Annotated in this window: 17 protein-coding genes; 12 read left to right on the top strand and 5 right to left on the bottom strand. The window is 69.4% G+C overall.

Annotated features, from left to right (window positions below; genetic code table 11):
* Positions 1-55 precede the first annotated feature (55 nt).
* Complete coding sequence (locus ACWFR4_RS07790; protein WP_453651466.1) at positions 56-721, top strand: response regulator transcription factor; 666 nt, start codon at positions 56-58, stop codon at positions 719-721.
* On the top strand, positions 718-2,214 hold the full coding sequence (locus ACWFR4_RS07785) for an ATP-binding protein (protein WP_453467003.1): 1,497 nt from the start codon (positions 718-720) through the stop codon (positions 2,212-2,214). The genes ACWFR4_RS07790 and ACWFR4_RS07785 overlap by 4 nt, the downstream gene beginning before the upstream one ends.
* Positions 2,215-2,256: 42 nt before the next feature.
* On the opposite strand, the gene ACWFR4_RS07780 is transcribed toward ACWFR4_RS07785, so the two are convergent.
* The 4 genes from ACWFR4_RS07780 to ACWFR4_RS07765 form a co-directional block, all read right to left on the bottom strand.
* Positions 2,257-2,733 (bottom strand): MarR family winged helix-turn-helix transcriptional regulator, encoded by a 477-nt coding sequence (locus ACWFR4_RS07780; RefSeq protein ID WP_453467005.1) that lies wholly within the window; start codon positions 2,731-2,733, stop codon positions 2,257-2,259.
* Between the two features lie 116 nt (positions 2,734-2,849).
* A complete protein-coding gene (locus ACWFR4_RS07775; protein ID WP_453467007.1) occupies positions 2,850-3,623 on the bottom strand; it encodes an AIM24 family protein in 774 nt (257 codons plus the stop codon).
* Positions 3,620-4,270 (bottom strand): AIM24 family protein, encoded by a 651-nt coding sequence (locus ACWFR4_RS07770; RefSeq protein WP_266559981.1) that lies wholly within the window; start codon positions 4,268-4,270, stop codon positions 3,620-3,622. Before ACWFR4_RS07770 ends, ACWFR4_RS07775 begins: the two co-directional genes overlap by 4 nt.
* A 1-nt stretch (position 4,271) precedes the next feature.
* A complete protein-coding gene (locus ACWFR4_RS07765; RefSeq protein WP_453467008.1) occupies positions 4,272-4,910 on the bottom strand; it encodes an AIM24 family protein in 639 nt (212 codons plus the stop codon).
* Between the two features lie 164 nt (positions 4,911-5,074).
* On the opposite strand from ACWFR4_RS07765, the gene ACWFR4_RS07760 reads away from it, so the two are divergent.
* The 6 genes from ACWFR4_RS07760 (at position 5,075) to ACWFR4_RS07735 (ending at position 9,707) form a co-directional block, all read left to right on the top strand.
* Entirely contained in the window at positions 5,075-5,419 is a 345-nt protein-coding gene (locus ACWFR4_RS07760) for a DUF3817 domain-containing protein (protein ID WP_453651464.1), read from the top strand.
* Positions 5,416-5,712 carry an MTH1187 family thiamine-binding protein gene (locus ACWFR4_RS07755; RefSeq protein WP_116509796.1) on the top strand — a complete coding sequence of 99 codons (297 nt, stop codon included), beginning with the start codon at positions 5,416-5,418 and terminating at the stop codon, positions 5,710-5,712. The genes ACWFR4_RS07760 and ACWFR4_RS07755 overlap by 4 nt, the downstream gene beginning before the upstream one ends.
* 124 nt (positions 5,713-5,836) lie before the next feature.
* Positions 5,837-6,346 (top strand): MarR family winged helix-turn-helix transcriptional regulator, encoded by a 510-nt coding sequence (locus ACWFR4_RS07750; protein ID WP_453467011.1) that lies wholly within the window; start codon positions 5,837-5,839, stop codon positions 6,344-6,346.
* Positions 6,347-6,389: 43 nt separating this feature from the next.
* Entirely contained in the window at positions 6,390-6,728 is a 339-nt protein-coding gene (locus ACWFR4_RS07745) for a DUF3817 domain-containing protein (RefSeq protein WP_453467013.1), read from the top strand.
* A 93-nt stretch (positions 6,729-6,821) separates the two neighbouring features.
* Positions 6,822-8,522 (top strand): acyl-CoA mutase large subunit family protein, encoded by a 1,701-nt coding sequence (locus tag ACWFR4_RS07740; protein WP_453467026.1) that lies wholly within the window; start codon positions 6,822-6,824, stop codon positions 8,520-8,522.
* 96 nt (positions 8,523-8,618) lie between these two features.
* The gene (locus ACWFR4_RS07735; protein WP_453651462.1) at positions 8,619-9,707 is read left to right on the top strand and encodes an alpha/beta fold hydrolase; all 1,089 of its coding nucleotides are present in this window, start codon (positions 8,619-8,621) and stop codon (positions 9,705-9,707) included.
* Between the two features lie 15 nt (positions 9,708-9,722).
* On the opposite strand, the gene ACWFR4_RS07730 is transcribed toward ACWFR4_RS07735, so the two are convergent.
* Complete coding sequence (locus ACWFR4_RS07730; protein WP_453467017.1) at positions 9,723-10,349, bottom strand: TetR/AcrR family transcriptional regulator; 627 nt, start codon at positions 10,347-10,349, stop codon at positions 9,723-9,725.
* 316 nt (positions 10,350-10,665) lie between these two features.
* Between ACWFR4_RS07730 and ACWFR4_RS07725 the strand changes: the two genes are divergently transcribed.
* From ACWFR4_RS07725 to ACWFR4_RS07710, 4 genes are all read left to right on the top strand, one after another.
* Complete coding sequence (locus ACWFR4_RS07725; protein ID WP_453651460.1) at positions 10,666-11,634, top strand: tetratricopeptide repeat protein; 969 nt, start codon at positions 10,666-10,668, stop codon at positions 11,632-11,634.
* Positions 11,635-12,262: 628 nt separating this feature from the next.
* On the top strand, positions 12,263-12,880 hold the full coding sequence (locus ACWFR4_RS07720; RefSeq protein ID WP_453467020.1) for a DUF6230 family protein: 618 nt from the start codon (positions 12,263-12,265) through the stop codon (positions 12,878-12,880).
* Between the two features lie 136 nt (positions 12,881-13,016).
* Positions 13,017-13,574, top strand: a complete 558-nt coding sequence (locus ACWFR4_RS07715) for a DUF6114 domain-containing protein (protein ID WP_453467022.1) — start codon at positions 13,017-13,019, stop codon at positions 13,572-13,574.
* On the top strand, positions 13,564-14,817 hold the full coding sequence (locus ACWFR4_RS07710) for a hypothetical protein (RefSeq protein WP_453651458.1): 1,254 nt from the start codon (positions 13,564-13,566) through the stop codon (positions 14,815-14,817). The genes ACWFR4_RS07715 and ACWFR4_RS07710 overlap by 11 nt, the downstream gene beginning before the upstream one ends.
* Positions 14,818-14,841 lie beyond the last annotated feature (24 nt).

Here is a 14,841-nt window from a genome sequence, read left to right as displayed (position 1 = left end):
CCCCGCTGAAGGAACCTGAAGACTTCTTCAGGTTCCGTTTGCGACCCTGGCCCCCATGCGCCTGCTCATCGTGGAAGACGAAAAGCGTCTCGCCCTCTCCCTCGCCCGGGGCCTGACCGCGGAGGGGTTCGCCGTCGACGTCGTCCACGACGGCCTCGAAGGGTTCCATCGGGCGGGCGAGGGCGCGTACGACCTGGTCGTCCTCGACATCATGCTGCCGGGGATGAACGGCTACCGCGTCTGCGCCGCCCTGCGCGCCGCCGGCCACGACGTGCCGATCCTCATGCTCACCGCCAAGGACGGCGAGTACGACGAGGCGGAGGGGCTCGACACGGGCGCCGACGACTACCTCACCAAGCCGTTCTCGTACGTCGTCCTCGTCGCACGCGTGAAGGCGCTCCTGCGGCGGCGCGGCACCGGCGGCGGCTCGTCCGTCCGCACGCTCGGCCCGCTGCGGGTCGACACCGGCGCGCGCCGCGTCCTGCACGGCGAGACCGAAGTGCCGCTCACCGCAAAGGAGTTCGCGGTCCTCGAGCAGCTGGTGGTGCGGTCCGGCGAGGTCGTCTCGAAGGCGGAGATCCTGGAGCACGTCTGGGACTTCGCGTACGAGGGCGACCCGAACATCGTCGAGGTGTACGTCAGCACCCTGCGCAAGAAGTTGGGCGCGGAGCTGATCAGGACGGTGCGCGGCGTGGGCTACCGCCTGGAGGTGCCGCGATGAGGCGGCGGCTGTTCGGTTCGGTACGGGCCAGAGCCACGCTCGGCGCGACCCTCGTCGTCGCCGTGGCGCTCCTCGCCGCCGGCGCGTCCGTGCTGCTCGCGCTGCGGTCCAACCTCACCGACCAGGCGTCGAGCGAGGCGGAGTCCTCCGCCCGCAAGGTCGCCGTGTCGATCGCGACCGGCACCGCGCCCGCCGCCCTCGAACTCCCGGACGGTGATGACACCCCGGTGCAGGTCGTGGACGGTGACGGCCGGCTCCTGGCCGCCGGTGAGGACCTGGAGCGGATCAGCGGGACCGGCTCGTCCGCCGTCAAGCCGGTGACCCCGCCGGTGGACGACGCCGGTGGCGATGACGACGGAGGAGACGACGACGGCGGCTCCGACCGGCATGGGGGCAAGGGCAAGGGCAAGGGCAAGGGCGGGGGCGGGGACGACGACTCGTACGCGTACGGGGAGATCGCCGACGACGCCGAGGGCGGCAAGGGCTCGGCCACCGTCGACGGGGAGACCCGGGACTACCGGTTCGCCGCGCTGGAGGTGAAGAGCACCCGGCAGGGCGACCTCACCGTGTACGCGGGCGCCTCGCTGTCCGCCGAGCAGAGCGCCGTCGGCACCGCGCTGACCGTCATGCTGATCGGCTTCCCGGTGCTGCTCGGCGTCGTCGGCGCGGTCACCTGGCTGGTGACCCGCAGGGCGCTGCGCCCCGTCGAGGGCATCCGGAGCGAGATGTCCGCGATCACGGCGTCGCAGGACCTGGCGCGCCGGGTGCCGGAGCCGGCCACGCACGACGAGGTGGCGCGCCTCGCGCGGACCACTAACGAGACGCTCGCCGCGCTGGAGACGTCCGTGGAGCGCCAGCGCCGGTTCGTCGCCGACGCCTCGCACGAGCTGCGCAGTCCCATCGCGTCGCTGCGCACCCAGCTCGAAGTGGGCGCCGCCCACCCCGAACTGCTCGACGTGGACGGGGCGGTGGCCGACACGGTGCGGCTCCAGGAACTCGCCGCGGGGCTCCTGCTGCTCGCCCGGCTCGACGCGGGGGAGCGGCCGGGGGAGGCGCGCATCGATCTGGCCACGCTGGCCGGCGAGGAGCTGTCGCAGCGCCCGGCGGGCCGCGTCGCGGTCCGGACGCACCTCGAACGCGTCGAAGTGGCGGGCTCGCGCAGCCAGTTGGCGCGGGTGGTCGGGAATCTGCTGGACAACGCGCAGCGTCACGCCCGGTCCCGTGTGGACATCGCCGTGCGGGCCGAGGGGCCGTGGGCGGTCGTCGAGGTCGGCGACGACGGCGCGGGCGTGCCGGAGGCGGAGCGGGAGCGGATCTTCGAGAGGTTCGTGCGCCTGGACGACGCGCGGGCCCGGGACGACGGCGGGGCGGGTCTGGGACTCGCCATCGCCAGGGACGTCGCCGTGCGGCACGGCGGCGCCCTGGCGGTCCGCTCGTCGCCCGCGGGCGGAGCGCTCTTCGAACTCAGGCTGCCGGTGGCGCCGGTGGCCTGACGCCGGCGGACGGGGAAGGTCGGCGTTCCCCGTTCGCAATGGTCACGGTTTGCCGCGCTGCGAACGCAGGTGTTCGGCGATCGGGGTCAGGGCCTTGTGGAGGGCGTCGAGCTCCTCCGGGGAGATCAGGTCGACGAAGTGCCGCCGTACGGACGCCACGTGGTGCGGGGCGACCTTCTTCATGGTCTCCATGCCCTCCTCGGTCAGGACGGTGTAGAGGCCGCGGCGGTCGGACTCGCAGTTCTCACGGCGGACGAGTCCGGCGTTCTCCATACGGGTGATCTGATGGGAGAGCCGGCTCTTGGACTGCAAAGTGGCGGTCGCGAGATCGCTCATGCGCATCCGGCGGTCGTCCGTCTCGGAGAGATGCACGAGGATGTCGTAGTCGTTCATCGTCAGGCCGAACGGCTGGAGGTCCTTCTCGAGCTGATACGTCAGCATCCTGTTGACCTCTACGTGCGTGCGCCAGGCGCACTGTTCCTCGTCGGTCAGCCAGCGTGTGGCCGTCTCGGTCTCCATATATTGATTCTACCTAAGAAGTTGAAATGCGAACGAAAGTGGGGGGTGTGACGCCTCCCACCCCCTCGTGACACAAAGGGGTCACGCGTTCGACGTCACACTCCGCAGATTACCGCTCACAGTCCGAAGCGACGCTGGAGGTCGCCGAGCTGTCCGGGAAGACGCGGTACCCCCGGCTGCTGTCCGGGCGCCCCCTGACCGCCCGGCACCCCTGCCCGCTGCGGCACGGCGCCCGTCGCCTGTTCCGTCATCAACGTCTCCGTGGACTGCAGCAATACCGTCCCGGCGCCCACGAACTCGAACTGGTGCTCCTCCCCGGAGACGCCTCCGATGCCCGTCATCGCACGTAGACCGCCGATCACGCCCGTCAGATAGGAGTGGTCGTAGTGGTGGCAAGGTGACGGGCAGTCAGCCCAGCCGACCAGCGCCTGTGGATCTACGCGGATCGGCGGCTCCATGAAGACCACCGGGCCGTTCGAGGCCGCCACGAATTTGCCCGTGCCAATGAGTGTCAGAAAGCCGGGAACGATCGACTGCTTCAGCGCGAGAGTTGGCTGAAAAGCGAGCAGGTTACCCGAGCGGATGGTCAGGTTCCCGTTCTCCAGGTCGTACGAGTTCACGTCGAAGGCCCGGTCGGCGAGCAGCATCTTGCCCGAGCCCTCCGCCACGACCCAGTCGCTCGCGTGCAGCGGGGAGTGGAAGGACGTCCGTACGAGGCGGTCGAGGCGGCCGTGCCCGATCCCGTTGAAGTCGATGCGCCCGTAGTAGGCGATCATCTTGCCCTTCTGCAGGAACCAGTTGCTGCCCTTGAGTTCCACACAGAACGTGTACGCGTTCACATTGTCGTCTGCCGGCAGGGTGGCCGGGTCGAAGATCACCGGGGTGCTCACAGCTTCTCCTCCGAGGCCTGGACGTACACCGCGCCGCTGCCGCTGAGCTCCAGCTGGAACGCCTCGCCGGAGCCGCGCCCCACCATGTCGCGCCAGCCGAGGGCCGTCGACAGCTTGTTCCTCACGTCGCCGTGGTGCGCGACGTACGCCTGCGGGTCGACATGGACGGGGCGGCCCGGCGTGATCGGCAGCTCGATGACGCCGCCGTGCGCCATGACGGCGACCGCGCCGTGTCCCTTGAGGGTCGTGGTGAACAGGCCCTGCCCGGTGACCTGGCCGCGCACCATCCCCATGACGCCGCCCTGCGAGCCCATGAACATCGTGCCCTGCTGAAGGCTCCCGTCGAAGGCGAGCAGCCGGTCCGCCTCCACATAGAGGGTGTCTCCGGAGAGGGCTATCACCTGGACGTGATGGCCGCCGTGCCCGAACAGGACGGTGCCGCTGCCGTCCACGGTCATCAGCGGCGTCGCCTCGTTCGCCACGCGGCGCCCGATCATGGACATCACGCCGCCCTGGCCGCCCTGGATGCTGGGCGTGAAGGTCACGTCCCCTTTGTAGGCGAGCATCGCGCCGCGCTGGCTGTAGATCCGCTGCCCGGGCACGACCGTCGCCTCGACCATCTTCGAGTTGATCTCACGGAAGGGCATCTCACACGTCTCCCGCGATCGTGTTGCGCTCACTGGGCTGTACGTAGACCAGGCCGTCGCCCTCGAAGCGGATCTGGAAGGCCTCGCCGCCGCCTTCGCCCATGAACGTGCGGAACGTGACGCCCGACTGGAAGGACTGCCGCACATTCCCCTGATGTGCGATGTACGCGCCCGGGTCGACGGTCAGGGGGTGGTCCCGGCTGACGCGGAGCGCGACGGCGGGGCCCTCGCTCATGATCGCCGCCTGGCCGTGGCCCTCGACGGTCGTCGTGAACAGGCCGTTGCCCTGGGAGGCGCCGCGTACGCCGGTGAAGGACGTGCCGGTGCGCAGGCCCGCGTCCGTGCAGAGCAGATTGCTCGACTCGACGAAGAGCTTGTCGCCCCGCAGGTTCACGACGCTGATCTCGCTCGCCCGGTCCGCGAACCAGCACGTGCCCTGCCCCTTCACCTCCATCACCGTCATCTCCTCGCCGGTGAGGCGGCGGGTCACCATGCCGCGGATGCCCTCGCCGCCGCCCGTCATCTTCTTGAACGCCATCCGGCCGTCGTACGCGACCATCGAGCCGTTCTTCGCCTTGACGCTGTCGCCCGTCATGTCGACGGCGAGCACTCTGCTGCCTTGAAGCCGGAATGTAGCCACGATGTGACGGTAATGGGCGAGATGCCCCCCGGGACAGGGGTCCCGGCCCTGAACGAACCCTGAGCGAACCCCGGGACGTCCCCGATGCCACAATGGGCAGCGCTTGTGCTTGCGTTCACAAGATCGAACGCCCGCCCCCTCACCGCTTCTGCCGAAGGTGCCCCGTGGACATCAAGACCGCCTCCGCACTCCGCCGACTCCGCCTGGTCTCCGCTCCTGAGGCCGTCTCCTTCCTGTTGCTCCTCGTCTGCTCGGTGCTGAAGCGGACCACGGAGTTCGACGCCGTCCCGGTCATGGGCATGGTGCACGGCGTCCTGTTCATCCTCTACGTGATCTTCTGGCTCGACGCGTGGAACCGTACGAAGTGGGGCTTCAGGACCGGCGCCCTCTACTTCGTCCTCTCCGTCCTGCCGACCGGCGGCTTCTTCGCCGAGCGCAAGCTGAAGCGTGAGGCGGAGGCCGCGGTCATCGCGTCCCGCGCCCGCCAGGAGAAGGCCGTGAACGCATGATCGTCGCCTTCTCGGTCTCCCCGCTCGGTGTCGGCGAGGACGTCGGCGAGTACGTGGCCGACGCCGTCCGGGTCGTGCGCGAGTCCGGGCTCCCGAACCGAACCGACGCGATGTTCACCTCCATCGAGGGTGAGTGGGACGAGGTCATGGATGTCGTGAAGCGTGCCGTCGCCGCCGTCGAGGCGCGGGCCCCGCGGGTGTCCCTCGTCCTCAAGGCGGACATCCGCCCCGGTGTGACGGACGGCATGACGTCGAAGGTCGCGACGGTCGAGAGGCACCTCGCCGCCGAGTGAAGCCCCGGAACCTGACCTCCGTGTGAAGCCCCGGCCCGGGTGGGCCGGGGCTTTCGCGCAGGGCTCCGGACCGAAGGGCGAGACGGGGCTGACCAGCATATGACCGGCCGGTAAGGTCTTGGGCGTGCCGAAGCCGCTCAGCCTTGCCTTCGATCCCATCGCCCGTGCAGACGAACTCTGGAAGCAGCGCTGGGGATCCGTGCCGTCCATGGGTGCGATCACCTCGATCATGCGCGCGCACCAGATCCTCCTCGCCGAGGTCGACGCGGTCGTGAAGCCGTACGGACTGACCTTCGCGCGCTACGAGGCGCTGGTGCTGCTCACTTTCTCCAAGGCCGGCGAGCTGCCGATGTCGAAGATCGGCGAGCGGCTCATGGTGCACCCGACCTCGGTCACGAACACGGTCGACCGCCTGGTGCGCTCCGGGCTCGTCGACAAGCGGCCCAACCCGAACGACGGGCGCGGAACGCTCGCCTCCATCACCACCAAGGGCCGCGAGGTCTGCGACGCCGCCACCCGCGACCTGATGGCGATGGACTTCGGGCTCGGGGCGTACGACGCCGAGGAGTGCGGCGAGATCTTCGCGATGCTGCGGCCGCTGCGGGTCGCCGCCCACGACTTCGACGAGGCCTGACCCGCGCGAAGATCGCGCAAAACGGGCCGTTACGCTCGTATCCATGAAACGAAGCGTGCTGACCCGGTACCGGGTGATGGCCTTTGTCACGGGCGTCCTGCTGGTCCTGCTGTGCCTCGGCATGATCGCCAAGTACGTGCTCGGCATCGACGGCGCGGCGGATGCCACGCGCGTCGTCGCCATCGCGCACGGCTGGCTGTACGTGATCTACCTGGTCTTCGCCTTCGACCTGGGCTCCAAGGCGAAGTGGCCGGTCGGCAAGCAGCTGTGGGTGCTGATCGCCGGCACGATCCCGACCGCCGCGTTCTTCGTGGAGCGGAAGGTCTCCCGCGAGCTGGACTCCAAGGTCGCCGACGACGGCCCCGTCGTCGCCAAGGCCTGACGGACCGCGCCACTCCACCGCCCGCACGATGTGCGGGCGGTTTGCCATCGACATTTACTAGGACGTCCAAGTAAATTTGAAGGCATGGGAAGCATGGACGCTGACGCCATCGAAGAGGGCCGCCGTCGCTGGCAGGCCCGGTACGACTCCGCCCGCAAGCGGGACGCCGACTTCTCGACGCTCTCCGGGGACCCGGTCGACCCGGCCTACGGGCCACGTCCCGGGGACACCTATGAGGGCTTCGAGCGGATCGGATGGCCCGGCGAGTACCCGTTCACGCGCGGCCTGTACCCGACCGGGTACCGGGGCCGTACGTGGACGATCCGGCAGTTCGCCGGGTTCGGGAACGCCGAGCAGACCAACGAGCGGTACAAGATGATCCTCGCCGCCGGCGGGGGAGGGCTGAGCGTCGCGTTCGACATGCCGACGCTCATGGGCCGCGACTCCGACGACGCGCGCGCGCTCGGCGAGGTCGGGCACTGCGGCGTCGCCATCGACTCCGCCGCCGACATGGAGGTCCTGTTCAAGGACATCCCGCTCGGGGACGTCACGACGTCCATGACGATCTCGGGCCCCGCCGTGCCCGTCTTCTGCATGTACCTCGTGGCCGCCGAGCGCCAGGGCGTCGACCCGGCCGTCCTCAACGGCACGCTCCAGACCGACATCTTCAAGGAGTACATCGCGCAGAAGGAGTGGCTCTTCCAGCCCGAGCCGCATCTGCGCCTGATCGGCGACCTCATGGAGCACTGCGCGGCGGGCATCCCCGCGTACAAGCCGCTCTCGGTCTCCGGGTACCACATCCGCGAGGCCGGCTCCACGGCCGCGCAGGAGCTGGCGTACACGCTCGCCGACGGCTTCGGCTATGTGGAGCTCGGCCTGTCGCGCGGGCTCGACGTGGACGTCTTCGCGCCCGGCCTCTCCTTCTTCTTCGACGCCCACCTCGACTTCTTCGAGGAGATCGCCAAGTTCCGCGCCGCCCGCCGCATCTGGGCCCGCTGGATGCGGGACGTGTACGGGGCGAAGACCGACAAGGCGCAGTGGCTGCGCTTCCATACGCAGACCGCCGGGGTCTCCCTGACCGCGCAGCAGCCGTACAACAACGTCGTGCGGACCGCAGTCGAGGCGCTCGCGGCCGTGCTCGGCGGCACCAACTCGCTGCACACGAACGCCCTCGACGAGACCCTGGCGCTCCCCTCCGAGCAGGCCGCCGAGATCGCGCTGCGCACGCAGCAGGTCCTCATGGAGGAGACCGGCGTCGCCAACGTCGCGGACCCGCTGGGCGGTTCGTGGTTCGTGGAGCAGCTCACGGACCGGATCGAGGCCGACGCCGAGAAGATCTTCGAGCAGATCAAGGAGCGCGGCCTGCGCGCCCACCCGGACGGGCAGCACCCGATCGGGCCGATGACCTCCGGCATCCTGCGCGGCATCGAGGACGGCTGGTTCACCGGCGAGATCGCCGAGTCCGCGTTCCAGTACCAGAAGGCGCTGGAGAAGGGCGACAAGCGGGTCGTCGGCGTCAACGCTCACCACGGGTCCGTCACCGGCGACCTGGAGATCCTGCGGGTCAGCCACGAGGTCGAGCGCGAGCAGGTGCGCGAGCTCGGCGTGCGCAAGGCGGCCAGGGACGACGCCCGCGTGCGCTCCGCCCTCGACGAGATGCTGAAGGCCGCGCGCAACGGCGGCAACATGATCCCGCCCATGCTCGACGCCGTACGCGCCGAGGCCACCTTGGGTGAGATCTGCGGGGTGCTGCGCGACGAGTGGGGCGTGTACACCGAACCCGCCGGATTCTGACGGGAGTTCGCGCCGGGGGACACGGTGACAGGTGTCACCCGGCGCGGGCAGGGGTAGGCGCGGGCACGTCAATCGTCGCCTGCCCCTGGAGTTCCCGTGCGTCTGTCCGGACTCAACCGCACCACCACCACCGTCGGTTGCGCCGCACTCGCCCTGCTCGGCGGGATGGTCCTCGGTGGATCCGGGGCGGTGAGCGCGAGCCCGCCGGCCGAGCCGAAGGTACAGAACACCTTCGACCCGCTCGGCCCCGACGTACGCGCCGCGAAGCTGCCCTCCGGACGTACGGCCCACTACACCGACTCGGGTCCGCACAACGGCGTTCCGGTCCTCTACATAGGCGGCACCGGGACCAGCGCGCGGGCCGTCCACATGACTGACTTCTTCCGCACCACACGCGCGGACCTGGGCCTGCGGCTGATCTCCGTCGAGCGCAACGGTTTCGGCGACACCGCGTACGATCCCGCCCTCGGCAAGGCGGACTTCGCGCGGGACGCCCTCGACGTGCTCGACCGCCTCGGCGTCGAGAGGTTCAGGGTCGTCGCGATCTCCGGAGGCGGTCCCTACGCCGCCGAACTCGCCGCCCGCGCGCCCGGCCGCGTCTCAGCCCTGCACCTGGCCGCCGCCCTGCCGCCGTACGGCGAGAAGCCCGCGTACTGCGCGATGTCCGACGACGCGCTCGCCGCTGCGCTGAAGGACTCCATCACCGACCCGCGCAAGTGGTGGGCGTTCCCCGCCGACAGCCCCGTCAAGTCCATCCCGGGCTTCGCGGACACGGCGTACGAGGACGGTGCCCGCACCTACAACCAGCGTGGCCAGCAAGCCGATCCGGCGCCGCAGGTCCACGAGCAGAGGCTGTACTGCGAGCGGCCGGGCCCCGACCTGTCGAAGCTGACGGCCCCCGTCCATCTGTACGGCGGCGACAAGGACACCACGGTCCCGCCGGCCACCCTCGCGACCTGGCGGCAGCAGTTCTCCGCGGACCGCGTCACGGTCCGCACCTACGCCGACTCCGCGCACGACGTGCAGTACCGCCACTGGGACCAGATCCTCGTGGACCTCGCCGGACACGGCGACCGCACGGTCGTGTGCCGGGGCTCGCACACCCACGTCCTGCCGGCGGACGAGGCGGCCCGACTGGTGGTCAAGAAGCGTGCCAAGCTGGGCAGTTGCGCCTGGAACAACTGACGGAGCCCGGGCGGGCTAGGCCTGTACGGAGGCGAGTCCGCCCAGGAGCAGCGTGGTGAAGCGGTCGACCCACTCCTCGTCCACCGGCTCCGCGCTCACCAGCGTGCGGTGCACCACGGCTCCAGCGACCACGTCGAAGATGAGGTCGGCGGTGCGGGAGGCGGCGGCCGGGTCGGGTTCGAGGGGGAGTTCGCCGCGTGCGTGGGCGCGGGCGCGGCCCTCCAGGACCAGGCGCTTCTGCCGGTCCACGATCGAGGTGCGGATGCGCTCGCGCAGCGGTTCGTCGCGCGTCGACTCGGCGACGACCGCCATCAGCGCCGTCTTGGTCTCCGGGCGGTTCAGGAGCGCCGCGAACTGGAGGACCACGCCCCCGATGTCGGCGGCGAGGCTGCCGTTGTCCGGGAGTTCGAGCTCGTCGAAGAGGACCGCGACCGCGTCCACGACGAGCTCGTTCTTGCCTGCCCAGCGCCGGTAGAGCGTCGTCTTGGCGACGCCCGCGCGGGTCGCCACGTCGCCCATCGTGAGTTTGGACCAGCCGAGGTCCACCAGCGCCGCACGGGTCGCCTCGAGGATCGCCGCGTCGGCGGCGGCGCTTCGTGGGCGGCCCGTTCTCGGGAGGGGCGGTGGGGTGCGGCTCTGCATGAAAGTGACCATACCGGCCGGTAGGGATAGCGCCGTGAGGCAGACCACAGCGAAGATCACCGAGACCCCCTCCCCACGCGGCCCGCGCGAGAGTTACGCTACGACCCGTAGCGAAAGCTCAGTGAGCCTTGCGACAACCACGAGGCACCGGGTGGGGACCCGGCGCCGAACAGGCCCCTTCGGGCCGCAGAACGGCCCCTCTTGGGGCCGCAGACCAAGTCCGCGACCGATCACCTGACGGCGCCCGCAGTCCGGCGGGAGGCCGCGACCGGCGGTCCCGGCCCACAACGCACCGCGGAAGGGGGAGGATGTACTCATGCAGCCACGGAACATGTCCATGAGCGGAGTCGTCGACCTCGCCGCGGTGAAGGCGGCCCAGGAGGCCAAGGCGAAGGCGGAGCAGGCGCGTGCCGAGTCCGCGCGGCAGGGCGGCGGCGGGGCCGTCTCCCCGTCAAGCCTCGTCATCGATGTCGACGAGGCCGGTTTCGAGCGCGATGTCCTCCAGCGCTCGGCCGAGGTGCCCGTCGTCATCGACTTCTGGGCGGAGTGGTGCGAGCCGTGCAAGCAGCTGAGCCCGCTGCTCGAAGGCCTCGCGGCCGAGTACAACGGCCGGTTCGTGCTCGCCAAGATCGACGTCGACGCCAACCAGATGCTGATGCAGCAGTTCGGGGTCCAGGGGATTCCGGCGGTCTTCGCGGTGGTGGCCGGACAGGCCCTGCCGCTCTTCCAGGGGGCCGCGCCGGCCGAGCAGATCCGCGGGACGCTCGACCAGTTGATCCAGGTCGCCGAGGAGCGCTTCGGCCTGACCGGCATCACGGTCGACCCCGATGCGGAGGGATCTGCACCGGTCGTGGAGGCTCCGGTCGGTCCGCACGACGCTCTGCTCGAAGCAGCCGCGCAGGCTCTTGACGCCGGCGACCTCCCCGGCGCCGTCCAGGCGTACGAGAACGTGCTGAACGACGACCCCGGCAACACCGAGGCCAAGCTCGGCCTGGCGCAGGCCGAGTTGCTCCTGCGCGTACAGGGTCTCGATCCGCAGAAGGTCCGTCAGGACGCCGCGGACCGGCCCTCCGACGTGGCGGCACAGATCGCCGCAGCCGACCTCGACCTGGTCGGAGGCCATGTCGCTGACGCGTTCGGCCGACTTGTCGACACGGTGAGGGTCACGGCGGGCGAGGACCGGGACGCCGCGCGCGTGCGGCTGCTCGAACTCTTCGAGGTCGTCGGCTTCGACGATCCGCGCGTGATTACGGGCCGTACGGCTCTGGCCCGGGTTCTCTTCTGAGCCGTTTCTGACCAGTTCCTAAACGCCGGGCGATGTGGTGCCCAGGTGAAAGTTCTGTCTCCACGGGTACACAGCGGTCGTGCTTTACCAAAACTTGGTAAAGGCGGCCGCTGTTACTTGGAGTAAGTCAGGGGCCACCTTCTGTCCGGTTACGCCCCTTCTTTCTCTGCTTTGGCAACTCGCTTGACACCACCCTGTGTTGCCGGGTGACATCATCCGGTCGTTGTTCGGTTATCCGTCCGTTACTAGCCAGTAACGAACCCCCTTGTGCGCCAGCCGAGAATGCACCACGATCGGCGACGCTCGGTCCTCATCCCGCAGTCCGACAGCCAATCGGGTCGCGGGGTTTCAGGGTCCCCACCGAGCAGGCCGGTAGCAGTGCCGCCGGCCTTGGGCAGGGGGGTCTCTGCTTCCCGGCAGGGCCTGTCCAGCAGGTTGCGCGTGACTGTCAGGTGCGACCAGTGGTTGTCGCTCGGGGGTGATCGCCGGTGATTCGGGTGCCAATGCGCGCCCCCGAAGCGGGCGCTCTCCTTCCCGAGGACGTAGCACTTCTCCCATCCCTGCCCGGCTGAGCACCCCAACGGGTGCAGTCAGGGCCGGAGATGTACGTCCGAGAAGGAGGAAAGTCATGGAGTCCGTGGCTCGTGGCGGAACCAGATGGAAGCGGTTCGCCGTAGTCATGGTGCCGAGCGTCGCGGCGACAGCCGTGATCGGAGTCGCCCTCTCGCAGGGTGCGCTTGCGGCATCGTTCAGTGTTTCGGGTCAGTCGTTCAAGGTGACGGCAGACTCGCTCGACGGTACGGGTTTCGTCCAGTACGGGGCGCTCGACACCGGTAAGTCGGGTGCGCACCCGGTTGCCGTCGTCGGCCTCAACGAGGCGAAGATAACCAACCTGTGCCAGTCGGTCGTCGTGCCGGTACCGGTCTTCGGCGAAGTGTCGATGAAGCTCAGCGCGGGCGGTGCGGGCGGCCCCCGCGTCGAGGCGAAGAAGCTGTACATCGACGCCGACGACCTGTCGACCAACGCCACGTTCAAGAACATCGACATCGGCGTCGGTATCGACTCGACCACCAAGGGCCCGGGTCCGGCCAAGGGCGACAAGTACGTCCCGGACTCGTTCTCGCAGCAGGCCGACTCGGTGCACTTCGAAGATGTCAAGCAGCGCGCGTGGGCGACCACGGCCGGCACCTTCAAGCTCTCCGGCCTGCACATGCAGGTGCAGAAGGGCGCACACGAGTGCTACTAGGCCCCAGGGTCTAGTTCACTCACAGCGCTGAACGGCCGGGCGCGGGGGCGAACGGGAAGCTCCGTGACGTCCCCGTGCCCGTATCCGACACGCACCATCACCACAGAACAACGCCATTCCCGAGGAGCTGTACGACATGAGCGCCGAAGCGCAAGCAGGGCTGGGCGACAGGCTCGGCCGGACGCGCCGATCGTTCCGAGGGTGGCGCGGTCAGCGCCCATTCTGGGGTGGTCTGCTGACGCTGCTGGGCGGCATTCCGATCATGTACTTCCCGTACGCGAACCTCACGCTCGGCTCGATGACCATCCGGATGTCGACGACCGCCGGCGCCGGTTCGCTGATCATCGGCGTCCTGCTTGTGGTGCTCGGCCTGACGCTCTGGTTCCAGCCGATGTCCCGCGTCTTCGCGGGCGTCGCGGCGATCCTGCTCGCCCTGGTCTCCTTGGTGGTCTCCAACTTCGGTGGCTTTGTCATCGGCTTCCTGCTGGCGCTGCTCGGCGGCGCTCTCGGCATCTCCTGGGGGCCCTCACGGGCTGCGAAGACGGAGACCGGCGGTGTGAAGTCCGCGGACGACGCCGACTCTCCGAAGGGCGAGACGGCGGCCTTCGATGCCTTCGGTGGCGCGTCGGACGATCTGTCAGGAACGAGCACGAACGGTAACGACGGGACGAACGGGAGGCACCGTGCCGGCTGACGAGGTGCGCCACGAGAACTCTGCGGCAGAGTTCCGTGAGAGAACCGGGCCGCGGCATGCAGCCCCCAGAAAGCATCTGCTCAACAGGCTGCACATGCCCGCGGGCAAGGCCATAGCCATCGCGGCCATGCCCACGGCCGTACTCATGGGCATGGGTCTGACTCCCACGCTCGCGCAGGCCAAGGACAACCCCACCAAGTTCTCGGCGGACGACTACAAGGCGTGCGCCGACGCGATCGAGGCGTCCAAGGACGGCAAGGACGCGGCCGACGACAAGGGGGACGAGTCCGCCTCGCCCACCCCGACGCCCTCGGCCTCCGCGAGCAAGGACACGTCGGGCGACAAGGCGGACTCGGGCGACAAGGCCGAGCCCACCCCGTCGCCCTCCGCGTCCAAGTCCACGGACACGCCCTCGGGTGACAGCACGGCCGGCAGCAAGACGGCCACGCCGACCCCGACGCCCTCCGAGACCAAGAACCCGCTCGACCCGCTGGGTGTCGGCGACGCGCTCAAGGACCTGCTGACGCCGGATCAGAAGGAGTCGGCGACCCCGACCCCCTCGGCCTCGGCGTCCAAGTCCACGGATGTGGGCGGCACCGTCAAGGACACCGTCGGCAAGGTCACCAAGCCCGTCACGGACACGGCGGACAAGGCCGGGGACGCGGTCAAGGACACGGTGGACAAGGCCGGGAAGGCCGTCGGCGACACCGCGGGCAAGGCCACGAAGGTGGTCCCGACGCCGTCGGCGGGCGAGACCGGTGTGCCGGACAACTGCCCGGCCGCGACGGATGCCGAGGGGGGCAACGAGCAGACCCCTGCTCAGGTCCCGAACGACTCGTGGCGTCTTGAGGCCAGTTCGCTGACCCTCAAGGGCGCGGACTATCAGGGCGTCGTGAACGTGCGCACGCCCAACGGCACGGTCAAGAAGGTCCTGAAGTACGTCATCTCGGACGGCACCGACATCGGTGACCTGCACCAGATGGTCGAGGGCCCGGGCGGCAGGACGTACCACGTCCAGGCCGGCAAGGGCACCACGTCCACCATCCGTGACGGCAAGACCACCATGTACACGGAGTCGATCTCGGGCAACCTCCTGGGGCTGATCCCGATCACGTTCGACGCGGAGCACCCGCCGCCGCTGAACATCCCGCTGATCTACTTCACGAACGTGAAGGTCAAGCAGGCCGGTCAGTTCGGTGGCACCCTGCACGTGCCGGGTCTCCACCAGTACCTCACCGACTGATCCTGCTGCCGCGCCACCCACGGA

This window comes from Streptomyces sp. NPDC055140 (genome assembly GCF_053607285.1).
The sequence above is the reverse complement of the archived record's forward strand: the minus strand, read 5'-3'. Positions and strand labels throughout refer to the sequence as shown.

Coding starts and splice junctions, on each gene's coding strand:
- ACWFR4_RS07720 (WP_453467020.1), top strand. CDS start 12,263: ATGGAGTCCGTGGCTCGTGGCGGAACCAGATGGAAGCGGTTCGCCGTA.
- ACWFR4_RS07725 (WP_453651460.1), top strand. CDS start 10,666: ATGCAGCCACGGAACATGTCCATGAGCGGAGTCGTCGACCTCGCCGCG.
- ACWFR4_RS07770 (WP_266559981.1), bottom strand. CDS start 4,270: ATGCCCTTCCGTGAGATCAACTCGAAGATGGTCGAGGCGACGGTCGTG.
- ACWFR4_RS07790 (WP_453651466.1), top strand. CDS start 56: ATGCGCCTGCTCATCGTGGAAGACGAAAAGCGTCTCGCCCTCTCCCTC.
- ACWFR4_RS07755 (WP_116509796.1), top strand. CDS start 5,416: ATGATCGTCGCCTTCTCGGTCTCCCCGCTCGGTGTCGGCGAGGACGTC.
- ACWFR4_RS07745 (WP_453467013.1), top strand. CDS start 6,390: ATGAAACGAAGCGTGCTGACCCGGTACCGGGTGATGGCCTTTGTCACG.
- ACWFR4_RS07715 (WP_453467022.1), top strand. CDS start 13,017: ATGAGCGCCGAAGCGCAAGCAGGGCTGGGCGACAGGCTCGGCCGGACG.
- ACWFR4_RS07785 (WP_453467003.1), top strand. CDS start 718: ATGAGGCGGCGGCTGTTCGGTTCGGTACGGGCCAGAGCCACGCTCGGC.
- ACWFR4_RS07740 (WP_453467026.1), top strand. CDS start 6,822: ATGGACGCTGACGCCATCGAAGAGGGCCGCCGTCGCTGGCAGGCCCGG.
- ACWFR4_RS07780 (WP_453467005.1), bottom strand. CDS start 2,733: ATGGAGACCGAGACGGCCACACGCTGGCTGACCGACGAGGAACAGTGC.
- ACWFR4_RS07730 (WP_453467017.1), bottom strand. CDS start 10,349: ATGCAGAGCCGCACCCCACCGCCCCTCCCGAGAACGGGCCGCCCACGA.